Annotated in this window: 15 protein-coding genes and 1 tRNA gene; 10 read left to right on the forward strand and 6 right to left on the reverse strand. The window is 67.2% G+C overall.

What is annotated here, in order from left to right; genetic code table 11:
* Positions 1-13: 13 nt before the first annotated feature.
* On the reverse strand, positions 14-934 hold the full coding sequence (gene ubiA / locus J2X52_RS00290) for a 4-hydroxybenzoate octaprenyltransferase (protein WP_310147275.1): 921 nt from the start codon (positions 932-934) through the stop codon (positions 14-16).
* A 190-nt stretch (positions 935-1124) separates the two neighbouring features.
* Here ubiA and J2X52_RS00295 point away from each other — a divergent pair, with 190 nt between their 5' ends.
* Together J2X52_RS00295 and J2X52_RS00300 are read left to right on the forward strand one after the other, a co-directional pair.
* Positions 1125-2291: a nucleotide sugar dehydrogenase gene (locus tag J2X52_RS00295; RefSeq protein ID WP_310147276.1), complete on the forward strand. Its 1167-nt coding sequence runs from the start codon at positions 1125-1127 to the stop codon at positions 2289-2291.
* A gap of 157 nt (positions 2292-2448) precedes the next feature.
* Positions 2449-2525, forward strand: a tRNA-Arg gene (locus J2X52_RS00300).
* A 419-nt stretch (positions 2526-2944) separates the two neighbouring features.
* On the opposite strand, the gene J2X52_RS00305 is transcribed toward J2X52_RS00300, so the two are convergent.
* The 4 genes from J2X52_RS00305 to gpmI form a co-directional block, all read right to left on the reverse strand.
* Complete coding sequence (locus J2X52_RS00305; protein WP_310147277.1) at positions 2945-4597, reverse strand: S41 family peptidase; 1653 nt, start codon at positions 4595-4597, stop codon at positions 2945-2947.
* A gap of 280 nt (positions 4598-4877) precedes the next feature.
* Entirely contained in the window at positions 4878-5255 is a 378-nt protein-coding gene (locus tag J2X52_RS00310; RefSeq protein ID WP_310147279.1) for a DUF559 domain-containing protein, read from the reverse strand.
* A 356-nt stretch (positions 5256-5611) separates the two neighbouring features.
* On the reverse strand, positions 5612-6859 hold the full coding sequence (locus J2X52_RS00315; protein WP_310147281.1) for a peptidoglycan DD-metalloendopeptidase family protein: 1248 nt from the start codon (positions 6857-6859) through the stop codon (positions 5612-5614).
* Between the two features lie 2 nt (positions 6860-6861).
* Positions 6862-8412 (reverse strand): 2,3-bisphosphoglycerate-independent phosphoglycerate mutase, encoded by a 1551-nt coding sequence (gene gpmI / locus J2X52_RS00320; RefSeq protein ID WP_310147283.1) that lies wholly within the window; start codon positions 8410-8412, stop codon positions 6862-6864.
* Positions 8413-8516: 104 nt separating this feature from the next.
* Between gpmI and J2X52_RS00325 the strand changes: the two genes are divergently transcribed.
* From J2X52_RS00325 to J2X52_RS00340, 4 genes are all read left to right on the forward strand, one after another.
* Positions 8517-9260 carry a hypothetical protein gene (locus tag J2X52_RS00325; protein WP_310147284.1) on the forward strand — a complete coding sequence of 248 codons (744 nt, stop codon included), beginning with the start codon at positions 8517-8519 and terminating at the stop codon, positions 9258-9260.
* A 665-nt stretch (positions 9261-9925) separates the two neighbouring features.
* On the forward strand, positions 9926-11623 hold the full coding sequence (locus J2X52_RS00330; RefSeq protein WP_310147286.1) for a M28 family metallopeptidase: 1698 nt from the start codon (positions 9926-9928) through the stop codon (positions 11621-11623).
* A gap of 306 nt (positions 11624-11929) precedes the next feature.
* A complete protein-coding gene (locus J2X52_RS00335; protein WP_310147288.1) occupies positions 11930-12325 on the forward strand; it encodes an MAPEG family protein in 396 nt (131 codons plus the stop codon).
* Positions 12322-12954, forward strand: a complete 633-nt coding sequence (locus J2X52_RS00340) for an HAD family hydrolase (RefSeq protein ID WP_310147290.1) — start codon at positions 12322-12324, stop codon at positions 12952-12954. Before J2X52_RS00335 ends, J2X52_RS00340 begins: the two co-directional genes overlap by 4 nt.
* A 234-nt stretch (positions 12955-13188) precedes the next feature.
* On the opposite strand, the gene J2X52_RS00345 is transcribed toward J2X52_RS00340, so the two are convergent.
* The gene (locus J2X52_RS00345; protein WP_310147292.1) at positions 13189-13506 is read right to left on the reverse strand and encodes a hypothetical protein; all 318 of its coding nucleotides are present in this window, start codon (positions 13504-13506) and stop codon (positions 13189-13191) included.
* Positions 13507-13623: 117 nt separating this feature from the next.
* Between J2X52_RS00345 and egtB the strand changes: the two genes are divergently transcribed.
* The 4 genes from egtB (at position 13624) to J2X52_RS00365 (ending at position 17810) form a co-directional block, all read left to right on the forward strand.
* Entirely contained in the window at positions 13624-15006 is a 1383-nt protein-coding gene (gene egtB / locus J2X52_RS00350; RefSeq protein ID WP_310147294.1) for an ergothioneine biosynthesis protein EgtB, read from the forward strand.
* Complete coding sequence (egtD, locus tag J2X52_RS00355) at positions 15003-15986, forward strand: L-histidine N(alpha)-methyltransferase (RefSeq protein ID WP_310147296.1); 984 nt, start codon at positions 15003-15005, stop codon at positions 15984-15986. The genes egtB and egtD overlap by 4 nt, the downstream gene beginning before the upstream one ends.
* Positions 15987-16310: 324 nt before the next feature.
* Entirely contained in the window at positions 16311-16967 is a 657-nt protein-coding gene (locus tag J2X52_RS00360; protein WP_310147297.1) for a DUF938 domain-containing protein, read from the forward strand.
* A gap of 207 nt (positions 16968-17174) precedes the next feature.
* The gene (locus J2X52_RS00365; protein WP_310147299.1) at positions 17175-17810 is read left to right on the forward strand and encodes a tetratricopeptide repeat protein; all 636 of its coding nucleotides are present in this window, start codon (positions 17175-17177) and stop codon (positions 17808-17810) included.
* Positions 17811-17955 lie beyond the last annotated feature (145 nt).

Here is a 17955-nt window from a genome sequence, read left to right on the forward strand (position 1 = left end):
TCCAGAGGCCCACTCAGCGCATCAGCGCCGTCACTGGCGGCAGCGCGTAATGGGCCGCGATGCCCGCGAAGATCGTCATGCCGACCCAGTGGTTGTGCAGGAACACGCGGAAGCAGGCGTCGCGCTCGCGGTGCCGGGCGACGATGAACTCCCACATAACGAGCAGCGCGGCCAATCCGAGGCCGAGCCAGTAGTTCGGTCCCAGCGCCGCTTCGCGGCCCACGAGTGCGAGCGCGGCAAACGCCAGCGCGTACAGAACACCCTGCGCCAGCAGATCGAGATCGCCGAACAGGATTGCCGTCGACTTCGACCCGGCGCGGATGTCGTCCTCGCGATCGACCATCGCGTACCAGGTGTCGTAGCCCGTGGTCCAGAAGATGTTGGCGACAAACAGTACCCAACCGATCGGCGGCACCGCGCCCTGCACGGCCGCGAACGCCATCGGAATCGCCCAGCCGAAGGAAATGCCCAGATACACCTGCGGCAGATAGGTGTGCCGCTTGAGATACGGATAGCTCGCCGCGAGGAAGACGCCGACGACGCTCATCGCGATGGTGAGCCGGTTCATCGTCAGCACCAGCGCGAACGCAACCAGCATCAGCGCCGCGAACAACAGCAAGGCCTCGCGCCCACGCACCGCGCCGCTGGCGAGCGGCCGGTCCTTGGTGCGTTCGACATGCGGGTCCAGCCAACGGTCGGCGTAATCGTTGATCACGCACCCGGCCGAGCGTGTCAGCCAGACACCGGCACTGAACACGAACAGCGTCCACAACGGCGGCACGCCGGTAGCTGCAATCCACAAGGCCCACCAGGTTGGCCACAACAGCAGCAACCACCCGATCGGCCGATCCCCGCGCACCAGCGCCCAGTACTGCCGCAGACGCTCACGCCAGCGGGGGACCGTGGGTTCGGCGAAGCGTTCGTAGTCGTGCATGGCGGAAGAATATCAGTGGCACCAAAAGGCCGAAGCGCTGACGCGAAGACCACGTGCGCGGGATGCCCGCTCGACCCAAGGGCCGTTGTGCACTGCATCGGCGCAATGCGTATCCGGTTCGGCAGCCCAAGGTCGCGAAGCCGACATATTGCGCGCCTAGCATCGGCCCCGAGCCCTCCCGGACACGCGCATGCGCATCGCCATTGCCGGCACCGGCTACGTCGGCCTCTCCAATGCGCTGCTGCTGGCGCAGCGGCATTCGGTCGTCGCGCTGGACATCGACGCGACGCGTGTGGAGATGCTCAATCAGCGCAGGTCACCTGTCGACGACGTGGAGATCAGCGCGTACCTGGGACGGGACGACCTGGATTTTCGCGCCACGTTGATTCCATCAGACGCGTTCGCCGGCGCGCGCTACGTGATCATCGCCACACCCACCAATTACGACTCGGCCACCAATACCTTCAATACGCGATCCGTCGAGGCGGTCATCGCCAACGTGCTGGCGATCGCGCCCGAGGCCACCATGGTCATCAAGTCGACCGTGCCGGTCGGCTACACCGCGCGTGTCCGCGCGATGTTCGGCACCGACAACATCCTCTTCTCGCCGGAATTCCTGCGCGAGGGGCGGGCGCTGCACGACAACCTGCACCCAAGCCGCATCGTGGTCGGAGAGCGCTCGGAGCGCGCTGCCGTGTTCGCCGAGCTCCTGCGCGAGGCCGCGCACACGCCCGATGTGCCGGTGATGTTCACCGAATCGACCGAGGCAGAAGCCATCAAGCTCTTCGCGAACACGTATCTCGCGATGCGCGTCGCCTATTTCAACGAGCTCGACAGCTACGCGTGTACGCACGGCCTGGATACGCGTCAGATCATCGAAGGCGTCTGTCTCGATCCGCGGATCGGCAATCACTACAACAATCCTTCTTTCGGCTACGGCGGCTACTGCCTGCCGAAGGACACGCGCCAGCTGCTCGCGAACTACGACGCGGTGCCGCAGAACCTGATCCAGGCGATCGTGTCGGCCAACACCACACGCAAGGATTTCATTGCGGCCGACATCGTGCGTCGCAACCCGAAGGTCGTCGGCATCTATCGCCTGGTGATGAAAGCCGGCAGCGACAACTTCCGCGCCTCCGCCATCCAGGGCGTCATGAAGCGGATCAAGGCGAAGGGCATCGAGGTGATCGTGTACGAGCCTGTTCTCGACGCGCCGGATTTCTTCCGCTCTCGCGTAGTCAACGACCTCGCTGTGTTCAAACAGCAGGCCGATCTGATTCTCGCGAACCGGATGACCGAAGAGATCCGCGACGTTGGAGACAAGGTCTACAGCCGCGACTTGTTCGGCGGTGACTGAGCGCCGGTGCGCAACCTCTGCACTCCGCTCGCCCTGCGGCCCTCGGAGGTGGATTCCGCCCCGGCCCCTGATACGCAGGGGGTGGCTGTCTGCTGATGCCCGGTTTGGATACAATGCGCGACCGCCCTGCCCGTTCCGACGGCTCGGCGTGTGCGATGCGCCTGTAGCTCAGCCGGATAGAGTAGTGGCTTCCGAAGCCATTGGTCGGGGGTTCGAATCCCTCCAGGCGCACCATTTCTGCGAAGTTCGACGCGGTGGGTTTCCTGCGGTCGAGGGTCTTTCGCAACAGGGATTTTCGTGAGTTCTGTTGGCCCGGCTTCCCCGGTCGCTACGAGAGCCTGCGCAGTAATTGCGGCGGCGCGCGGTCGATGCGTCCATCGATGTGATCGGGCCCGGTGGAGCGTTGGTTCCGGCTGGCGGTACTCGCTGTAGGGCTGGGGGCAGGAGTTCCCGTTTTTATTGCTGTTGCTGGCGGACTCTCTGCGCGCTCGGCCTGTAATTGCTGGGCAAGCGCTCAATCAACCTCAACATCGTCCCCAGCGTGCGCTGGGGCGACGGGGCCGTATACCCGCGTCCGCTGCCTGTCTGTGCTTGGAAAACGGCCGAGGCCGGGTCGCCGGCCTACGCCGGGGCGACGGCGCTTCTGGCAGCGATCAGGGCGTTGTCGACGGGGGCTCGGCTGTTTCAGGTGTGGCCGGATCTGCTGCAGGCGCTTCCGGATCCGTCGAGGTGTCAGGCGGACTGGCTGGCTCTGCCTCCGGCGCGGGGTCGACGGTGGGTTCCGTTTCCGGTACAGACTCGGTCGGCGGCGCGGGCGGTGTTGCGGGCGCCGGGGCTGTTGCAGGCGCGGTCTCGGTGGCCTGCGCTGGCGCCGCCGCAGGTGATGCGTCCTCCGCATGGACCTGGGCGGTCGGCACCCACGGCTTTTTCAGTTCGGCCAGTGCGGCGTTGATCGGGCCGTCGCCGGGCAGGGCCTCGCCGCCGGTGGAGCCGTCTTCCTCGTCGCCCTGCAGGTGACCCGGCAGGTTGGCTTCGGTGTAGACAGTGGCGGCGCGCGGGGCGTTGGGATCGGCCGTTTCGGCTCCTTCGGGGCGCAGGATGGTGTCGGGGTCGATGCCGCGGGCCTGGATGGAACGACCGCTCGGCGTGTAGTAGCGGGCGGTGGTGAGCTTCACCGAGTCGCCGTTGTCGAGCGGCAGCACGGTCTGCACCGAGCCCTTGCCGAAAGTGCGGCTGCCGATGACGCGGGCGCGGTTGTTGTCGCGGAGGGCGCCGGCCAGCACTTCGGAAGCGCTGGCCGAGCCCACGTCCACCAGCGCGATCACCGGCGCACCGTCGAGCAGGTCCCCGGGGGTGGCGCTGAATTCGGCGTCGCTGATCGGAATTCGGCCGCGGGTGCTAACGATCTTGCCGCTGTCGAGCAGGTCGTCGGCAATCTGTACCGCGGAGGTCAGCAGGCCGCCGGGGTTGCTGCGCAGGTCGATGACCAGGCCGCGCAAGCTGCCGCCGGCCTGCTGCTTGAGTTCACCGACGATGCGGCTGAAGTCGGCGGCGGTGTCCATCTGGAACTGGCTCAGACGGATGTAGCCGTAGCCGGGCTCGAGCATGCGGCCGCGCACACTGACCACCCGGATGGTTTCGCGGTCGACACGGATCTCCAGCGGTGCGGTTTCGCCATCGCGCAGCACGCCGAGCATCACCGATGTCCCGGGCGCACCGCGCAGTGGACCGGCGCCGTTGTTGTCGGACGGCGTAAGCGTGCGGCCGTCCACGCTGACGATGACGTCGCCCGCACGGATGCCGGCTTTCGCGGCGGGCGTGCCGTCGATCGGCGCGATGACGCGCATGCTGCCGTCGCCCAGGTACATCACCTCGACGCCGATGCCGTCGTAAGCACCCTCGGTGCCTTCGTCGAAGGCCGCAGCGGTTTCCTTCTGCATGTACACGCTATGCGGGTCGAGATCGAGCAGCAGGCCGCGGATTGCGGAGGACATCAGTTTGCTGTCTTCGACGGGCTCGACGTAGGCCTCGCGCACGGCGTTGAAGACGCCGACGTAGCGGCGGATCTCCTGCAGCGGGACACGGTTGGAGGCTTGATCCATGGCGCCGGGATCGTCGCTGGCGGCGACTGGGATTTCGGCGTCGTCCGCAGGCGAGGGCGCATCGCTCGGCGCAGTCGCGGGCGGCGTGGGTTCCGACGCGTCGCTCGGGATCTCGGCTGGCGCCTCAACGGGCGGCGGGCTCTGCGCGAACGCGGCTGGCGACAACAGCAGGGACAAGGCCAGCGTCAGTGAACTCACGCGCATGCAGGACTCCGGGGAAAGGCGGGCGACACGCGCGGTCGCGCGTCGATCGATTATGCGGGCAGGGTGCGTGAATGCGTTAAAGGCGGGCGGGGATGTTCAGTTCTGTGGGTGGGGTGAGTGGCGGGCAAATCTGGCCGCGCGCTCGGTTGTCGGTGCACGGGTTAAGTCGCACGGTCGAAGTGGACTGCGGTCGACGGCCCTCACCCCAACCCCTCTCCCTGAGGGAGAGGGGCTTGAATCTGCGCAGGCGTGATACCCGATCTACTTCAACCGGCGCTGCTCAACGCAGCTTGAGCCCCTCTCCCTCCGGGAGAGGGGTTGGGGTGAGGGCGACGCTCGCGAGGATGACCTCAAGCACCGATTCCGTGCGCACCAGCGCATCGTGATTCCAGAAGCGCAGCACGCGATAGCCTCGGCGCTCGAGAAAACACGTGCGGCTGGCATCGATGCCTTCATCGTGCTGCGAGCCATCAAGTTCGACGATCAGCCTGGCTTCGACACTCAGAAAGTCGACGATGAAAGGACCGACAGGTTGCTGCCGTCTGAACTTCACGCCGAGGCGTCGATCGCGCAGGTGGAACCACAGCAGGCGTTCGGCATCGGTGGATTCACGGCGGAGTTGGCGCGCGAACTGAAGTTTGGCGGGCGTGGACTGCATGCGCCGGGCTCCTGGGGATCCGGGTGCACTGTTGCGGTGCGTGGGTGCAGATCTCACTCGGGGGAGGCGGGAGGCGGGCGTGGGGGATTGCCGCGGTGGGGTCGACGCCGGGCTCCGGAACAGGTCTTGGCGAGCGTCGGCCCTCACCCCAACCCCTCTCCCAGAGGGAGAGGGGCTTTGAAAGCGACGCGCGACCTGCTTCAGCCCCTCTCCCTCTGGGGTGAGACGGCACGCTCGCGAGCCCTTGGCTCGCGTGTCGACGAACGCCCTCGCGTCAATGCGAGGGCCGGGGCGCGGAGCGGGGTTGGGGTGAGGCTGATTTTGAAAGGCGGCTGACAGCGCTCAGCCAGCCCCCATCACCGCCGCTGCAACCACGTCGTCGGATTCACCGGCGTGCCGTTCTGGCGCAGCTCGAAGTACAGGCCGCTGCGGCCCTGGCCGCCGGAACTACCGACGCTGGAGACGGTGTCGCCGCGGCGCACCGTGTTGCCGACGCTCTTGAGCAGGCCGTCGTTGTGCGCGTACAGGCTCATGTAGCCGTTGCCGTGGTCGACGATCAACAGCATGCCGTAGCCGGTCATCCATTCGGCGAACACCACGGTGCCGTCGGCGACGGCTTTGACCGCCGTGCCGGCCGGTGCACCGATCAGGATGCCGGTGCTGCTGCGGCCGTCGGGCAGCTTGCCGCCGTAGGCAGTGAGCAGGCTGCCGCTGACCGGCCAGCCGAGGCCACCGACCTGCGGTGCACTGGTGCGGGCGACCTGGGTGGGGGGGCGCGGCGGTGGGCGCGGACGTCCCGCGGCCGTCGCTTCCCGGGCCTCGCGCGCTTCACGTTCACGTGCGGCAGCGGCGGCGGCGCGACGTTCGGCTTCGGCGCGGCGCGCGGCCTCGCGCAGCTGGGTGAGCACGCGTTCCAGCGAGCGGGCGTCACGGCCTAGCGCCTTTTCGCGCGCGCTGCGATCGCTGAAGCGCGACTCGATGCCCTTGACGGCTTCGGCGCGCTGGCTGCGATCGCTTTCGACCTTGGCCAGCTGCGCACGTTGCTCGACCTGCGCGGCTTCGAGCGCGGCGCGGCGGTCGTGGATGGCCGCTTCGATCCCGTCGAGTTCCGCCGCTTCCGCACGCAGTTCGGAAATACGCGTGCTGCGCTGCTGCTGCAGGTAGCGGTGATACGTCAGCAGGCGTCCGGCATCGGCCACGCGGTCCTGCGCGAGCATCAGCTTGAGCGCGGCCTCGTCGCCAACCGTGTAGGCGGCGCGCACAAGGGCGGCGAGTTCTTCTCGGCGGGTTTCGACCGTGGATTCGAGTTCGACCCGGCGCGCCTGCAATTTCTCCAGCGCGAGCTGTTCTTCCGCGAGCTTGATCCGCGTTTCGCGCAGCGCGCGCGCGGAGGTCGACACCTGTTCGTCAGCCGCGCGCAGCTCGCGCGCCGCTTCGCCGCGCTGGCCTTCAAGACGGCGACGCTCCGCGGCGACGTCGCGCAGTTCCTTGCGCACGCGCTCGAGCCGGCGCTCGGTCTCGCGGCTGTTCTGCGCCGCAGCCTCGAGCACCGGCAGCGCCGCGACGAGCAGCGCGACCAGCAGCAGCGCGCGGCCACGGGCCATGTTCAGCCGGCGGCCTGCAGCAGGCTGCGGCCGGTCATCTCGGCCGGCTGTTCGACCCCGATCAGATCGAGGATTGTGGGCGCCAGATCGCGCAGTGCGCCACCGCCGCGCAGCGGCACGTCGCGGCTGCCGACGTAGATCAGATCCACCGGGCCGACGGTGTGCGAGGTATGCGGCTCGCCGGTTTCCGGGTCGCGCATCATTTCGACATTGCCGTGGTCAGCAGTGACCAGCAGTTCACCGCCCTGTTCGCGTACGGCCGCGACCATTTCGCCGACCGCCTTGTCTACCGTTTCCACGGCCTTGATCGCCGCGGCCAGCACGCCGGTGTGGCCGACCATGTCCGGATTGGCGAAGTTGCAGATCACCACGTCGAAGCGCTGGTCGCGCACGGCCTGCACGAGCTTTGCGCAGACTTCGGGCGCGCTCATTTCCGGCTGCAGGTCGTAGGTGGCGACCTTGGGGCTCGGCACCAGGATGCGGTCTTCGCCCGGATAGGGATCCTCGCGGCCGCCGCTCATGAAGAACGTCACATGCGCGTACTTCTCGGTCTCGGCGATGCGCAGTTGGGTCATGCCGTTCGCGCCGAGCACTTCGCCGAGCGTGTTCGGCAGGTTGTCCGGCGCGAATGCGAGCGGCGCCGGCAGGCGCGCGTCGTATTCGGTCAGGCAGACGAAACGCGCGAGCTGCGGGCGGCGCGCCTGGAAGCCGGAGAACGCCGGATCGACGAACGCAGCGGTCAGCTGGCGTGCGCGGTCGGCGCGGAAATTCATGAAGACGACGGCGTCGCCATCGGCCATCGGCGTGGCGCCGTCGATGACGGTCGGCAGCACGAACTCGTCGTTCTCGTCGCGGGCATAGGCGGCCTGCAATGCGGCGACTGCGTCGGGCGCGTGGTGTGGCGATGTCGCGTCGACGATCGCATCCCAGGCCAGGCGCTCGCGCTCCCAGCGATTGTCACGGTCCATCGCGTAGTAACGGCCGGACACGCTGGCGACATGCGCGTTGCCGAGCACGGCGCAGTGGTCCTGCAGCGCGCGCAGGCTGGGTTCGGCAGAACGCGGCGGCATGTCGCGGCCGTCGGTGAACGCATGCACGGCGACGCGGGCGACGCCACGTTTGGCGGCGAGGTCGAGCATCGCGGCCAGATGCGCTTCGTGGCTGTGCACGCCACCAGGCGACAGCAGGCCCATGACGTGCAGCGTGCCGCCGTTCGTGCGCACTGCGTCGCAGGCGGCCAGCAGTTCGGCGTTGTCGAAGAAGCTGCCGTCCTCGATCGCCGCGTCGATGCGGGTCAGGTCCTGGTAGACGATGCGTCCGGCGCCGATATTCATGTGGCCGACTTCGGAATTGCCCATCTGCCCGTCCGGCAGGCCAACGTGCCGGCCCTCGGTGTGGATCAGTGTGGACGGATGCTCGGCCAGCAGGCGCCGCCAGTTGGGAATGTCGGCGAGCGCCAGGGCGTTGTCGCGCGGATCGTCGCGGTGCCCCCAGCCGTCGAGAATCAGCAGGACGACAGGGCGCGGACGGGGAGAGCTGGCAGCGTGCGGCACGACGATCGACCCAGTGACCAAAGACAGATGCGATTGTAGCGAAGCGGGGGCAAGCTACCTGTCGACGGGTTTGCGCCCGCCCTTTCATTCACGAGGTCACGGCCATGTTCCCAGCCCATGCGCGTTTGCGCTCCGCCCCCCTGCTGCTCGCCGCCGCGCTCGCGCTGGCGACCGGTGCCGTCTTCGCGCAGTCGGACATCTCCAAGGTCAACGGCGGTGTCGAGGCCGAAGCCGGCCAGACCTACCGCGACCTGAGCACGGTCAACGGTGGCATCCGCATCGGCGATGGTGCCAAGGCGCGCGACGTGGAAACCGTTAACGGCGGCATCCGCGCCGGCGATGGCATCCAGGTCGAGGACATGGAAACCGTCAACGGCGGCATCCAGGTCGGTGCGCGTGCGCAGGCGAAATCGCTGACCACGGTCAACGGCGGCATCCGCGTCGGCACCGACGCCCAGGTCGGCGGCAACGTCGAGAGCGTCAGCGGCGGCGTGTTCGTCGACCGTGGCGGTCGTATCAACGGCAACGTCTCGACGGTCAACGGCGCGATCGGCGTGGTCGGCACCGAAGTCACCGGTGACGTGAAAACGGTCAATGGCGACGTCACCATCGGCACCGGCTCGCACGTGCGCGGCAAGCTGGTGGTCGACAAGCCGTCGTCGAACTGGTTTCCGGTGACGATCAGCCGTCGCAACCCGCGCGTGATCATCGGTCCCGACGCGGTCGTCGACGGCCCGCTGGAGTTCAAGCGCGAAGTTACGCTGTATGTGCACACCAGCGCCAAGACCGGCGCGATCAGCGGCGCGACCGCGGTGCCTTACGACAGCGCGCGGGCGCCGCAGGAGTAAGGGCGCCAAGTGATGGACCGGCGCGTTCGTTGCCGCCGCGATTGAAGTCGCGGGGTGTCACGGACCGCAGGGATCGACTGAAGCGTCGGTGCAGTTGAACACCTCTCCTCCCGGGAGAGGTCTAAGCGCGCGGCACTTCGGGCGAGGGTTGAAGCTTTGCTCGGCATCGATCCCAAAGCACCCTCACCCCAACCCCTCTCCCGAAGGGAGAGGGGCTTAGGAATAAAGCGTCGTCACAGTTGGCCCCCTCTCTCTTTGGAAAAGGGTCTATGTAGCGCGCGGCCTGGGGTCTACTGAAGTCGGGACGCATTAGATCGCATCAAGCACCTCTCCCTCCGGGAGAGGTCGAAGCGCGTAGCGCTTCGGGTGAGGGCTGGGGCTGTGCTCGACAAGCCCCAAAAGCACCCTCATCCCAACCCCCGCTCCGCGCCCCGGACCTCGCGCTGACGCGAGGGCGTTCGTCGACCCGCGAGTCGACGGCTCGCAAACGTGCCGCTTCACCCCAAAGGGAGAAGGGCTCATCTATCGCACGGTTCGAGCTGGTGCGATTAACGCCCATTTTGTGTCACCTCTGCCTTCCAGCAGACGGCCATTGGCACACTTAAAAGCATCGCCCCCTGAACGCACGTATAGTGCGGCCTCCACGATTTTCCGGAGATTCCAGGATGCGCAAACCCCTTCTGCTGCTGGCGTTGCCGGCCGCGCTGGTGCTCGCCGCGTGTGGTGACAAGACCGCCACGCCGGATACGGCCACGCCGCCCGATGCCCAGGCTGCTCATACGTTCTCGCCCGACATCACCGCCGGCGATTTCGGCGAGATGGTGCGCGTGCTGGCGTCCGACGAGTTCGAAGGCCGCGCGCCCGGCACCGCCGGTGAAGACAAGACGGTCGAATACATCAAGGCGCAGTTCGAGCGCATCGGCCTGCAGCCGGGCGGCGACAACAACGACTGGTACCAGACGGTGCCGATGGTCGAGACCACCGCCGATCCGTCGACCGTGCTGCGCCTGCGCAACACCGCGGGCGAGCGTGAGTTGAAGTTCGGCGACGAGATGGTGATCGGCACGCGCACCGGCCAAGCTGAGATCAACGTCGCCGACAGCGAACTGGTGTTCGTCGGTTACGGCGTCGATGCACCGGAGCAGAACTGGAACGACTACGCCGGCCTCGACCTCAAGGGCAAGACCGTCGTCATGCTGGTCAACGACCCGGGCTTCCACGCCAACGACGCGACGCTGTTCGATGGCGAAAAGATGACCTACTACGGCCGCTGGACGTACAAGTTCGAGGAAGCCGCGCGTAAGGGCGCGGTGGCTGCGCTGATCATCCACGACACGCCGGGGGCCTCGTACGGCTGGGACGTGGTGAAGAATTCCTGGTCGGGCGCGCAGTTCGACCTGCGTGCCGAGGACGATCCCGAACCGCGCCTGCCGGCGCAGGGCTGGATCACCGGCGACGTGGCCAAGCAGCTGTTCGCCGACGCCGGCCTCGATCTCGACGAACAGATCAAGGCCGCCAATACCCGCGGCTTCAAGCCGGTGCCGCTCAACGCGACGGTCGGTTTCGATCTCAAGAGCACGATCGCCGAGAAGAGCTCGCGCAACGTGATCGGCATCCTGCCGGGCAGCGAAACGCCGGACGAGGCGATCCTCTATCTCGCGCACTGGGATCACCTCGGCAAGCACGAGGGTGAGGGCGACACGATCTACAACGGCGCGATCGACAACGCGACCGGCGTGGCCGGCATTATCGAGATCGCCGAGAAGTTCGCTACTACCGAGCCGAAGCCGAAGCGCTCGCTGGTGTTCCTGGCGGTCACGCTCGAGGAATCGGGCCTGCTGGGCAGCAAGTACTACGTGGCGCAGCCGAGCATCGGCCTGGCGCAGACGGTCGGCGTGATCAACCTCGATGCGATGAGCGTCGCCGGTCCGTCGCGTGACTTCGTGGTCACCGGCAAGGGCAACTCGGAACTCGAGGACATCCTCCAGACCTACGCCGACCAGCAGAACCGCACCCTGGTGGAAGAAGGCAACACGGCCGGCGGTTTCTACTTCCGCTCCGATCACTTCAACTTCGCCAAGGCCGGCGTGCCGGCGCTGTATGCGAAGGGCGGCAATGATCTCGTCGACGGTGGCACTGCTGCGGGCAAGGCCGCGACCGACGACTACGCCAAGCGTTATCACCAGCCCAGCGACGAGTACAACCCGGACTGGAACCTCGAAGGCGTGGTGCAGGATCTCGAAGCGCTGTACGGCGTGGGCCGTACGCTGGCCGACGACGGCCAGTGGCCGAACTGGTACGAAGGCAACCCGTTCAAGGCCGCGCGCGACCAGATGCGCAGTGAGGCGGGTGGCGCGCCGTAAGGCAGCGTCTGCCAGTACGTGATACGAGGGCGGCGACAGCGATGTCGCCGCCTTTTTTTGCTCTAAGTCCTCCCCCGCAAAGCGGGGGTGGGTTGGGTGGGGGCGAACTGTCAGCTCTCCGAGAACCCGAGGATCAAGGACTCACCTCCGCTCTTGAGCGACATCACGCCTTGACCGGCACGCTTGCCCCACCCAACTCTCCCCCGCTTTGCAGGGAAGGGCTCGATCCGTCTCACCTCGCGCACGCGAGACACGACCCGCGTCTGCATGCGATAAGCCATCGACCGGAACTCAAGGAACGACCCGATGACGTTATCCACCGCCTACTGGTGCGTGCTGATCGCTGCACTGCTGCCCTATTGCTGGGTCGCACTCGCGAAAGCCTCGGCGCCGCGATACGACAACCGCGATCCGCGCGGCTGGATCGCGCGCCAGGATCATCCCCGTCTCAAGCGTGCCTATAACGCGCATCTCAATGCGCTGGAAGCCTTCGCGCCGTTCGCAGCGGGCGTGGTCCTCGCGCAGCTCGCCGGCATCGCACATGACCGCATCGCGATGCTGGCAGTCGCTTTCGTGATCCTGCGCTTGCTGCACGGCATCGCCTATGTCGCCGATCTCGCGTGGTTGCGCAGTCTGGCCTGGTTCGCGGCGATCGGCTGCGTCGTCGCGTTGTTGGCGCAGGCGGCGATCTCGGTCGCATGAGCGGCGCTGACACGTCGGACACGCGACCGGTGCTGGCGCTGTTCGATTTCGACGGCACGATCACCACGCGCGACACGCTGCCCGATTTCCTGCGTTACGCCATCCCGCCGCGACGCTTACGCCTGGGCAAGCTGCTGTTTGCGCTCCCAGTGATGGCCTACAAGCTCAAGCTGCTGCCGGTATCTGTACTGCGCACCCTGCTCGTCCGCTATGCGTTCGGCGGTCTACCGCAGCCCGAGGTCGAAGCTGCAGGCCGGCGTTTCGCTGCCACCGTCCTGCCGCCACTGGTGCGGCCAGAGATGCAGGCGCGCATCGATGCCCATCGCGAGCGCGGCGATACCGTGGTCGTGGTGTCCGCCGGCTTCGACGTCTATCTGGCGCCGTGGTGCGAAGCGCAGGGCGTCGAACTCGTGTGCTCATCCATGGAAGCGCGGGACGGTCACATGACCGGTCGTTACGCCGGTGCGCAGTGCGCCGCGGAGGAGAAAGTCCGGCGCGTCCGCGAACGCTATGACATGACGGCCTATCGCGAGGTCCATGCACATGGCGACACGCACGAGGATCGCGCACTGCTCAGGCTGGCGCACATGGCGACGTATCGCGGCATGCCCTGGCGGCTGCCCAAGTAGCAGCGCAGCGGACCGGTCAGCGACGCTGGCGAGCCACCACCGGATTGCGGGATCGTGGCTGGAACAGCGCGACGCATGGCTCGACCATCCCGACAGCCAAAGAAAAGCCGCCCGCCCTGGAGGAGGCGGACGGCAACGGAGGCCGGTCGGAGAGAGAGTGCGCCGGGGGGCGCCGACGTCAGAAACGTCGAACCGGTCTCACTGGCAGAGCAGATTCGAGAGAACGCGCATTGATCAGGTGCCGCTCGAGGTCGTGCCGTCGCCTTCGATCGGCGGCGTCGCTGGCGGCGTGGTCATCGGATCAGTCGGGGGCTGTGTCGTCGGATCCATCGGATCGGCCGGCGGCGGCATGCTCGGATCCGTCGGCGGCGGCGTCATGGGATCGGTCGGCGTCGGATTCATCGGATCCGTGGCGGGATCGACCGGCGGCGCGGCAGGATCGTTCATCGGCGCCGGATCGGTCGGCGTCACATCCGGCGGCGGCGGGTCGTTGCTGCAGGCGGTGAACGCGAAGGCCATCGCGGCCACCAGCGGGAGAGCGATACGTCGCATCGAAGAACTCCTTCATGGATGTTGAGCCGCAGTGTGGGCGGATGGGTGTATCGCCGGTGTCATTCAGTCCGTAGAAATTCCGTTATGTGCAAGCGTATTCGCACCACCAGTTCAAGAATGTTGCATGGGCTTGAAGTGTCAGGCGCCTGCAGCGCGACGATGACAGCATCGTCACGCAATGCAGCCAAAACTTCGCGGATGCCGCTGCATGATCCTGTTCCGCCCTCCTCTGGAGTTGGCGATGTCGACGCGCGATGCCGCTGGCTCGCGCAGCGTTTCGATGCCGTACGCAAGCGGAGCGCGACGCTCGCGGCGCCGATCGGGCCCGAGGACGCGATGGTCCAGAGCATGGAAGATGCCAGCCCGACGAAATGGCATCTCGCGCACACGACCTGGTTCTTCGAGCGCTTCGTACTCGCTGATGGGGCGCCGTATACGCCCTTCGATCCCGCCTGGGATTACCTGTTCAACAGCTACTACCAGAGCGCGGGGCCGATGCATGCGCGGCCGCACCGCGGTGTGCTGTCCCGCCCTACCCTCGCGCAGGTGTCCGATTACCGTGAAGCGGTCGAATCGCGCATGCGCGACCGTCTGCAGCGCGGTGATCTCGGCACGCGGCTGCTCGACGTCGTCGAACTCGGTCTTCAGCACGAACAGCAGCATCAGGAACTGCTGCTCACCGACATCAAGCATGCGTTCTTCAGCAACCCGCTCCACCCCGCCTATCGCGACGACCTGCCGGGCGCGGGCGGCAGCGCGTCCGCACTCAACTGGATCGCGCGGCAGGAGACGATCATCGAGGCCGGTCATCCCGTGTGGCCCGGGCGCGACGGGTTCGCCTACGACAACGAATCACCGCGGCACCGTGTGCTGGTCCCGGCGCATGCGCTGGCGAGTCGGCCGGTCAGCAACGCCGAGTACCGCGCGTTCGTCGACGCTGGCGGATATCGCACGGCGGGCGTCTGGCTCAGCGCCGGCTGGGACATGGTGCGCGCGCGTGGCTGGACCCGGCCGTTGTACTGGAGCCAGGACTGCGATACCGAGTTCACGCTGGCGGGGTGGCGCCCGCTCGATCCCGAGGCCCCCGTCTGTCACCTGAGCTATTACGAAGCGGACGCCTTCGCGCGCTGGGCCGGCGCGCGACTGCCGACCGAGTTCGAATGGGAACAGGCGGCGGCCGCGCTGCCGGTGGCCGGCAACTTCGTCGACAGCGGCCGGCTCCATCCCTGTTCGCCGGCGACTGAGTCCACCGGTCTGCAGCAGATGTTCGGCGATGTCTGGGAATGGACCTCCAGCGCGTACACCGCGTATCCCGGCTATCGGCCGTGGCCGGGCACGCTGGGCGAATACAACGGCAAATTCATGGACGCGCAGTGGGTGCTTCGCGGCGGCAGCTGCGCGACCTCCGCCGACCATGTGCGCGCCAGCTACCGCAACTTCTTTCCCTCCGATGCGCGATGGCAATTCGCCGGTTTGCGCCTGGCCAAGGATTCCGCATGAATGCCGCCATCGCCCGGGCCCGCGCGCAGGCCGCCCTGACCGACCTGCGTCCACAGCCCGACGACATCGCCGCCGACGCGATCGCCGGCCTGTCGGCAGCGCCGAAGACCCTGCCGTCGAAGTACTTCTACGATGCGGAAGGCTCGCGCCTGTTCGAAGCGATCACGCGCCAACCGGAGTACTACCTCACCCGTGTCGAACTGGCCTTGATGGAAGCGCAGATGGCGTCCATCGCGCAGGCCGTCGGCGATGGCGTGCACGTGGTGGAATTCGGCAGCGGCAGCGGGCGCAAGACCGAACTTCTGCTCGACGGGCTCCAGGCGCCGGTCGCGTATACGCCGATCGAAATCTCGCGTACCGCGTTGATGGACAGCGTCACCCGTCTCGGCCAGGAATTTTCCGACGTGCAGATGCTGCCGGTATGCGCGGACTTCACCCGCCCGGTGTCGCTGCCCCGCGCCGACCGGCCGGCACAGCGCACGCTGGTGTTTTTTCCGGGATCGACGCTCGGCAACTTTTCCGACGACGAGGCCATCCGTCTGCTCCGTTCGATGCGCGACACGATGGGCGACGACGGATGCGCCCTGATCGGCATCGATCTCGACAAGGACCCGGCGATCATCGAGGCCGCCTACAACGACCAGGCCGGTGTCACCGCTGCGTTCACGCTCAACCTGCTGACGCGGCTCAACCGTGAGATCGGCAGCGATTTCGAGATCGATGGGTTTCGCCACCGTGCGGTGTATGCGCGCGAGCGGATGCGGATCGAGACGATGCTGGTCAGCGAACGCGCGCAGACTGTGCGGATTGGCGAACACGCTTTCGATTTCGGCGCGGGCGAGGTGATGCACGTCGAGATCAGCCAGAAGTACACCGATGCCTCGTTCTCCGCGCTGGCCGCGCGGGCCGGACTTCGGGTCACCCATGGCTGGAACGACGGGAACGATCGCTTCGGCCTGCGGCTGTTGCAGCCGGCCTGAGCCGGTGACCGCGGAAGATCTCCGCATCGCATCGGAGATCCGCGCGCTACTGAGCGAACGCGCGTCGGGGGCGTCGATCTGTCCATCCGAAGTCGCACGCCGTCTGCACACCGGCCCAGCCTGGCGTGACGCGATGGCGGATGTGCGACGCGTTGCGAAAGCGCTTGCGTCGGATGGCGTGTTGCGAATCACCCAGTCGGACGCAGTGCTCGATCCGGACGCGCCGATCGTGGGCCCGATCCGCTTGCGGCGTGGGGGCCGCTGGGAAGACGACAGAATCCCCGACTGACGAATGCACGCCCGGCGTGCCGTATCGTGTCGCGCATGACGACGCGTCCGCTGCCACGCGACAAACCCTTCGCGCCCTCGTGCGACCGCAACCACGCACCGATTCTCGAGGTGCTGCGCGAACGGTTCGAGCGCCGTCAGCATGTGTTGGAGATCGGCAGCGGCACCGGCCAGCACGCGGTGTATTTTGCGGGCGCGATGCCGTGGCTGCGCTGGCAGACCTCGGAACGCAAGGCGCATCTGCCGGGCATCGCGCTGTGGCTCGACGAGGCGGGCCTGCCCAATACGCCAGCGCCGGTGATGCTCGACGTCACCCAGCCCACCTGGCCGGCCTCAACCGCAGCCGACAGACGGTTCGATGCCGTGTTCACCGCGAATACCCTGCACATCATGAGCTGGGCGGAGGTCGAGGCCTGCTTCGCCGGGCTCGCTCAGGCGCTTGCCGACGATGCGACGCTGGTGATCTACGGCCCCTTCAATGTCGGCGGCGCGTACACCAGCGACAGCAACCGCGAATTCGACGGCTGGCTCAAGGCCCGCGATCCGCGGTCGGGCATCCGCGATTTCGAAGCGGTCGATGCGCTGGCGTCGGGCATCGGGCTGCGGTTGCAGGACGACATCGCGATGCCGTCGAACAACCGCTGCCTGGTCTGGCTTCGCTCCAGCGCCGCGCGCGCTGCGCTCGACCGGTAGCGGCACGCACGCGCTTCGAGCGCTGCGATCACTGCAACGAATCCAGCGAAACCGGCAACTCGTGACGCCGGGATCACCCGTATACCGACCGCTGCGGCGCCATCCGTGAACCCGGCCCCGGCGTTTGACCGCGCGTCGTGGCTACAATCGTGCCGGGGATGTGGGGTCATCGGCACGACACAGCAACGACATACGGGGGAAATGGACATGGGGTACCTGCGTTCCGGCTTGTGCGGATTTGGACTGCTGCTCGCGTCGACCGTCGGCGCACAGACGCTGCCGGCGCCGGCCGAGTTCTATTTCGATGACGACACGCGCACGGCATCGCCGGTCGTCGCGATCGCCGGCGACGACGACCAGACACACGCGCGGCTGATGCAGCTGATCGACCGCAACGCCCGCAATGCCGACCAGGCGCGTGCCCAGCTCGCCCAGGCATTGATGCGCCGCGGCCGTGAGGACACCGGCCGCGCGATGTATGCACAGGCGTTCGGTGCGCTGCCGGCGCGCTCGCCCCAGCGCAGCACGGTGCATTGGAACTACGGTTGGGATCTGTATCGCCGCGGCCACCATCAGGAAGCGCTCGACCAATGGCGGCAGGCGCTGGAGGGCCGGCTCGTCCGTCCCTCGTGGGCGCCGCCGACGCTCGCACTGGCGCTGTGGTCGAACGACCGCCGCGACGAGGCGGTGCGCTGGTATGCAGCGGCGGTACGCACCGAACCTGCGCTGTGGAGTGATCCGGCGCGCTATCCGGCCTTGCTGCCCGACTGGACGGCCGCCGAACGCGCGACGCTGGCGGAGGTATTCGCCGCGTGGCAGTCCGCGCCGCCTGCCTGGCCGTGACTCGAGCGTGGTGAAGCCGGTGGGCGCCTGACTGCACGGAACGCGCGATCCATCGCAATCCGAGCGTGGGCTGCAGCTGCATCTCGGCAGCGCGAAGCGCGGCTTATCCAGCCTTCTCGAGTTTCACCGCGGCCATTGACGGGGG

The sequence above is a fragment of the Luteimonas sp. 3794 genome, from assembly GCF_031456825.1.
Taxonomy (GTDB): Bacteria; Pseudomonadota; Gammaproteobacteria; order Xanthomonadales; family Xanthomonadaceae; genus Luteimonas.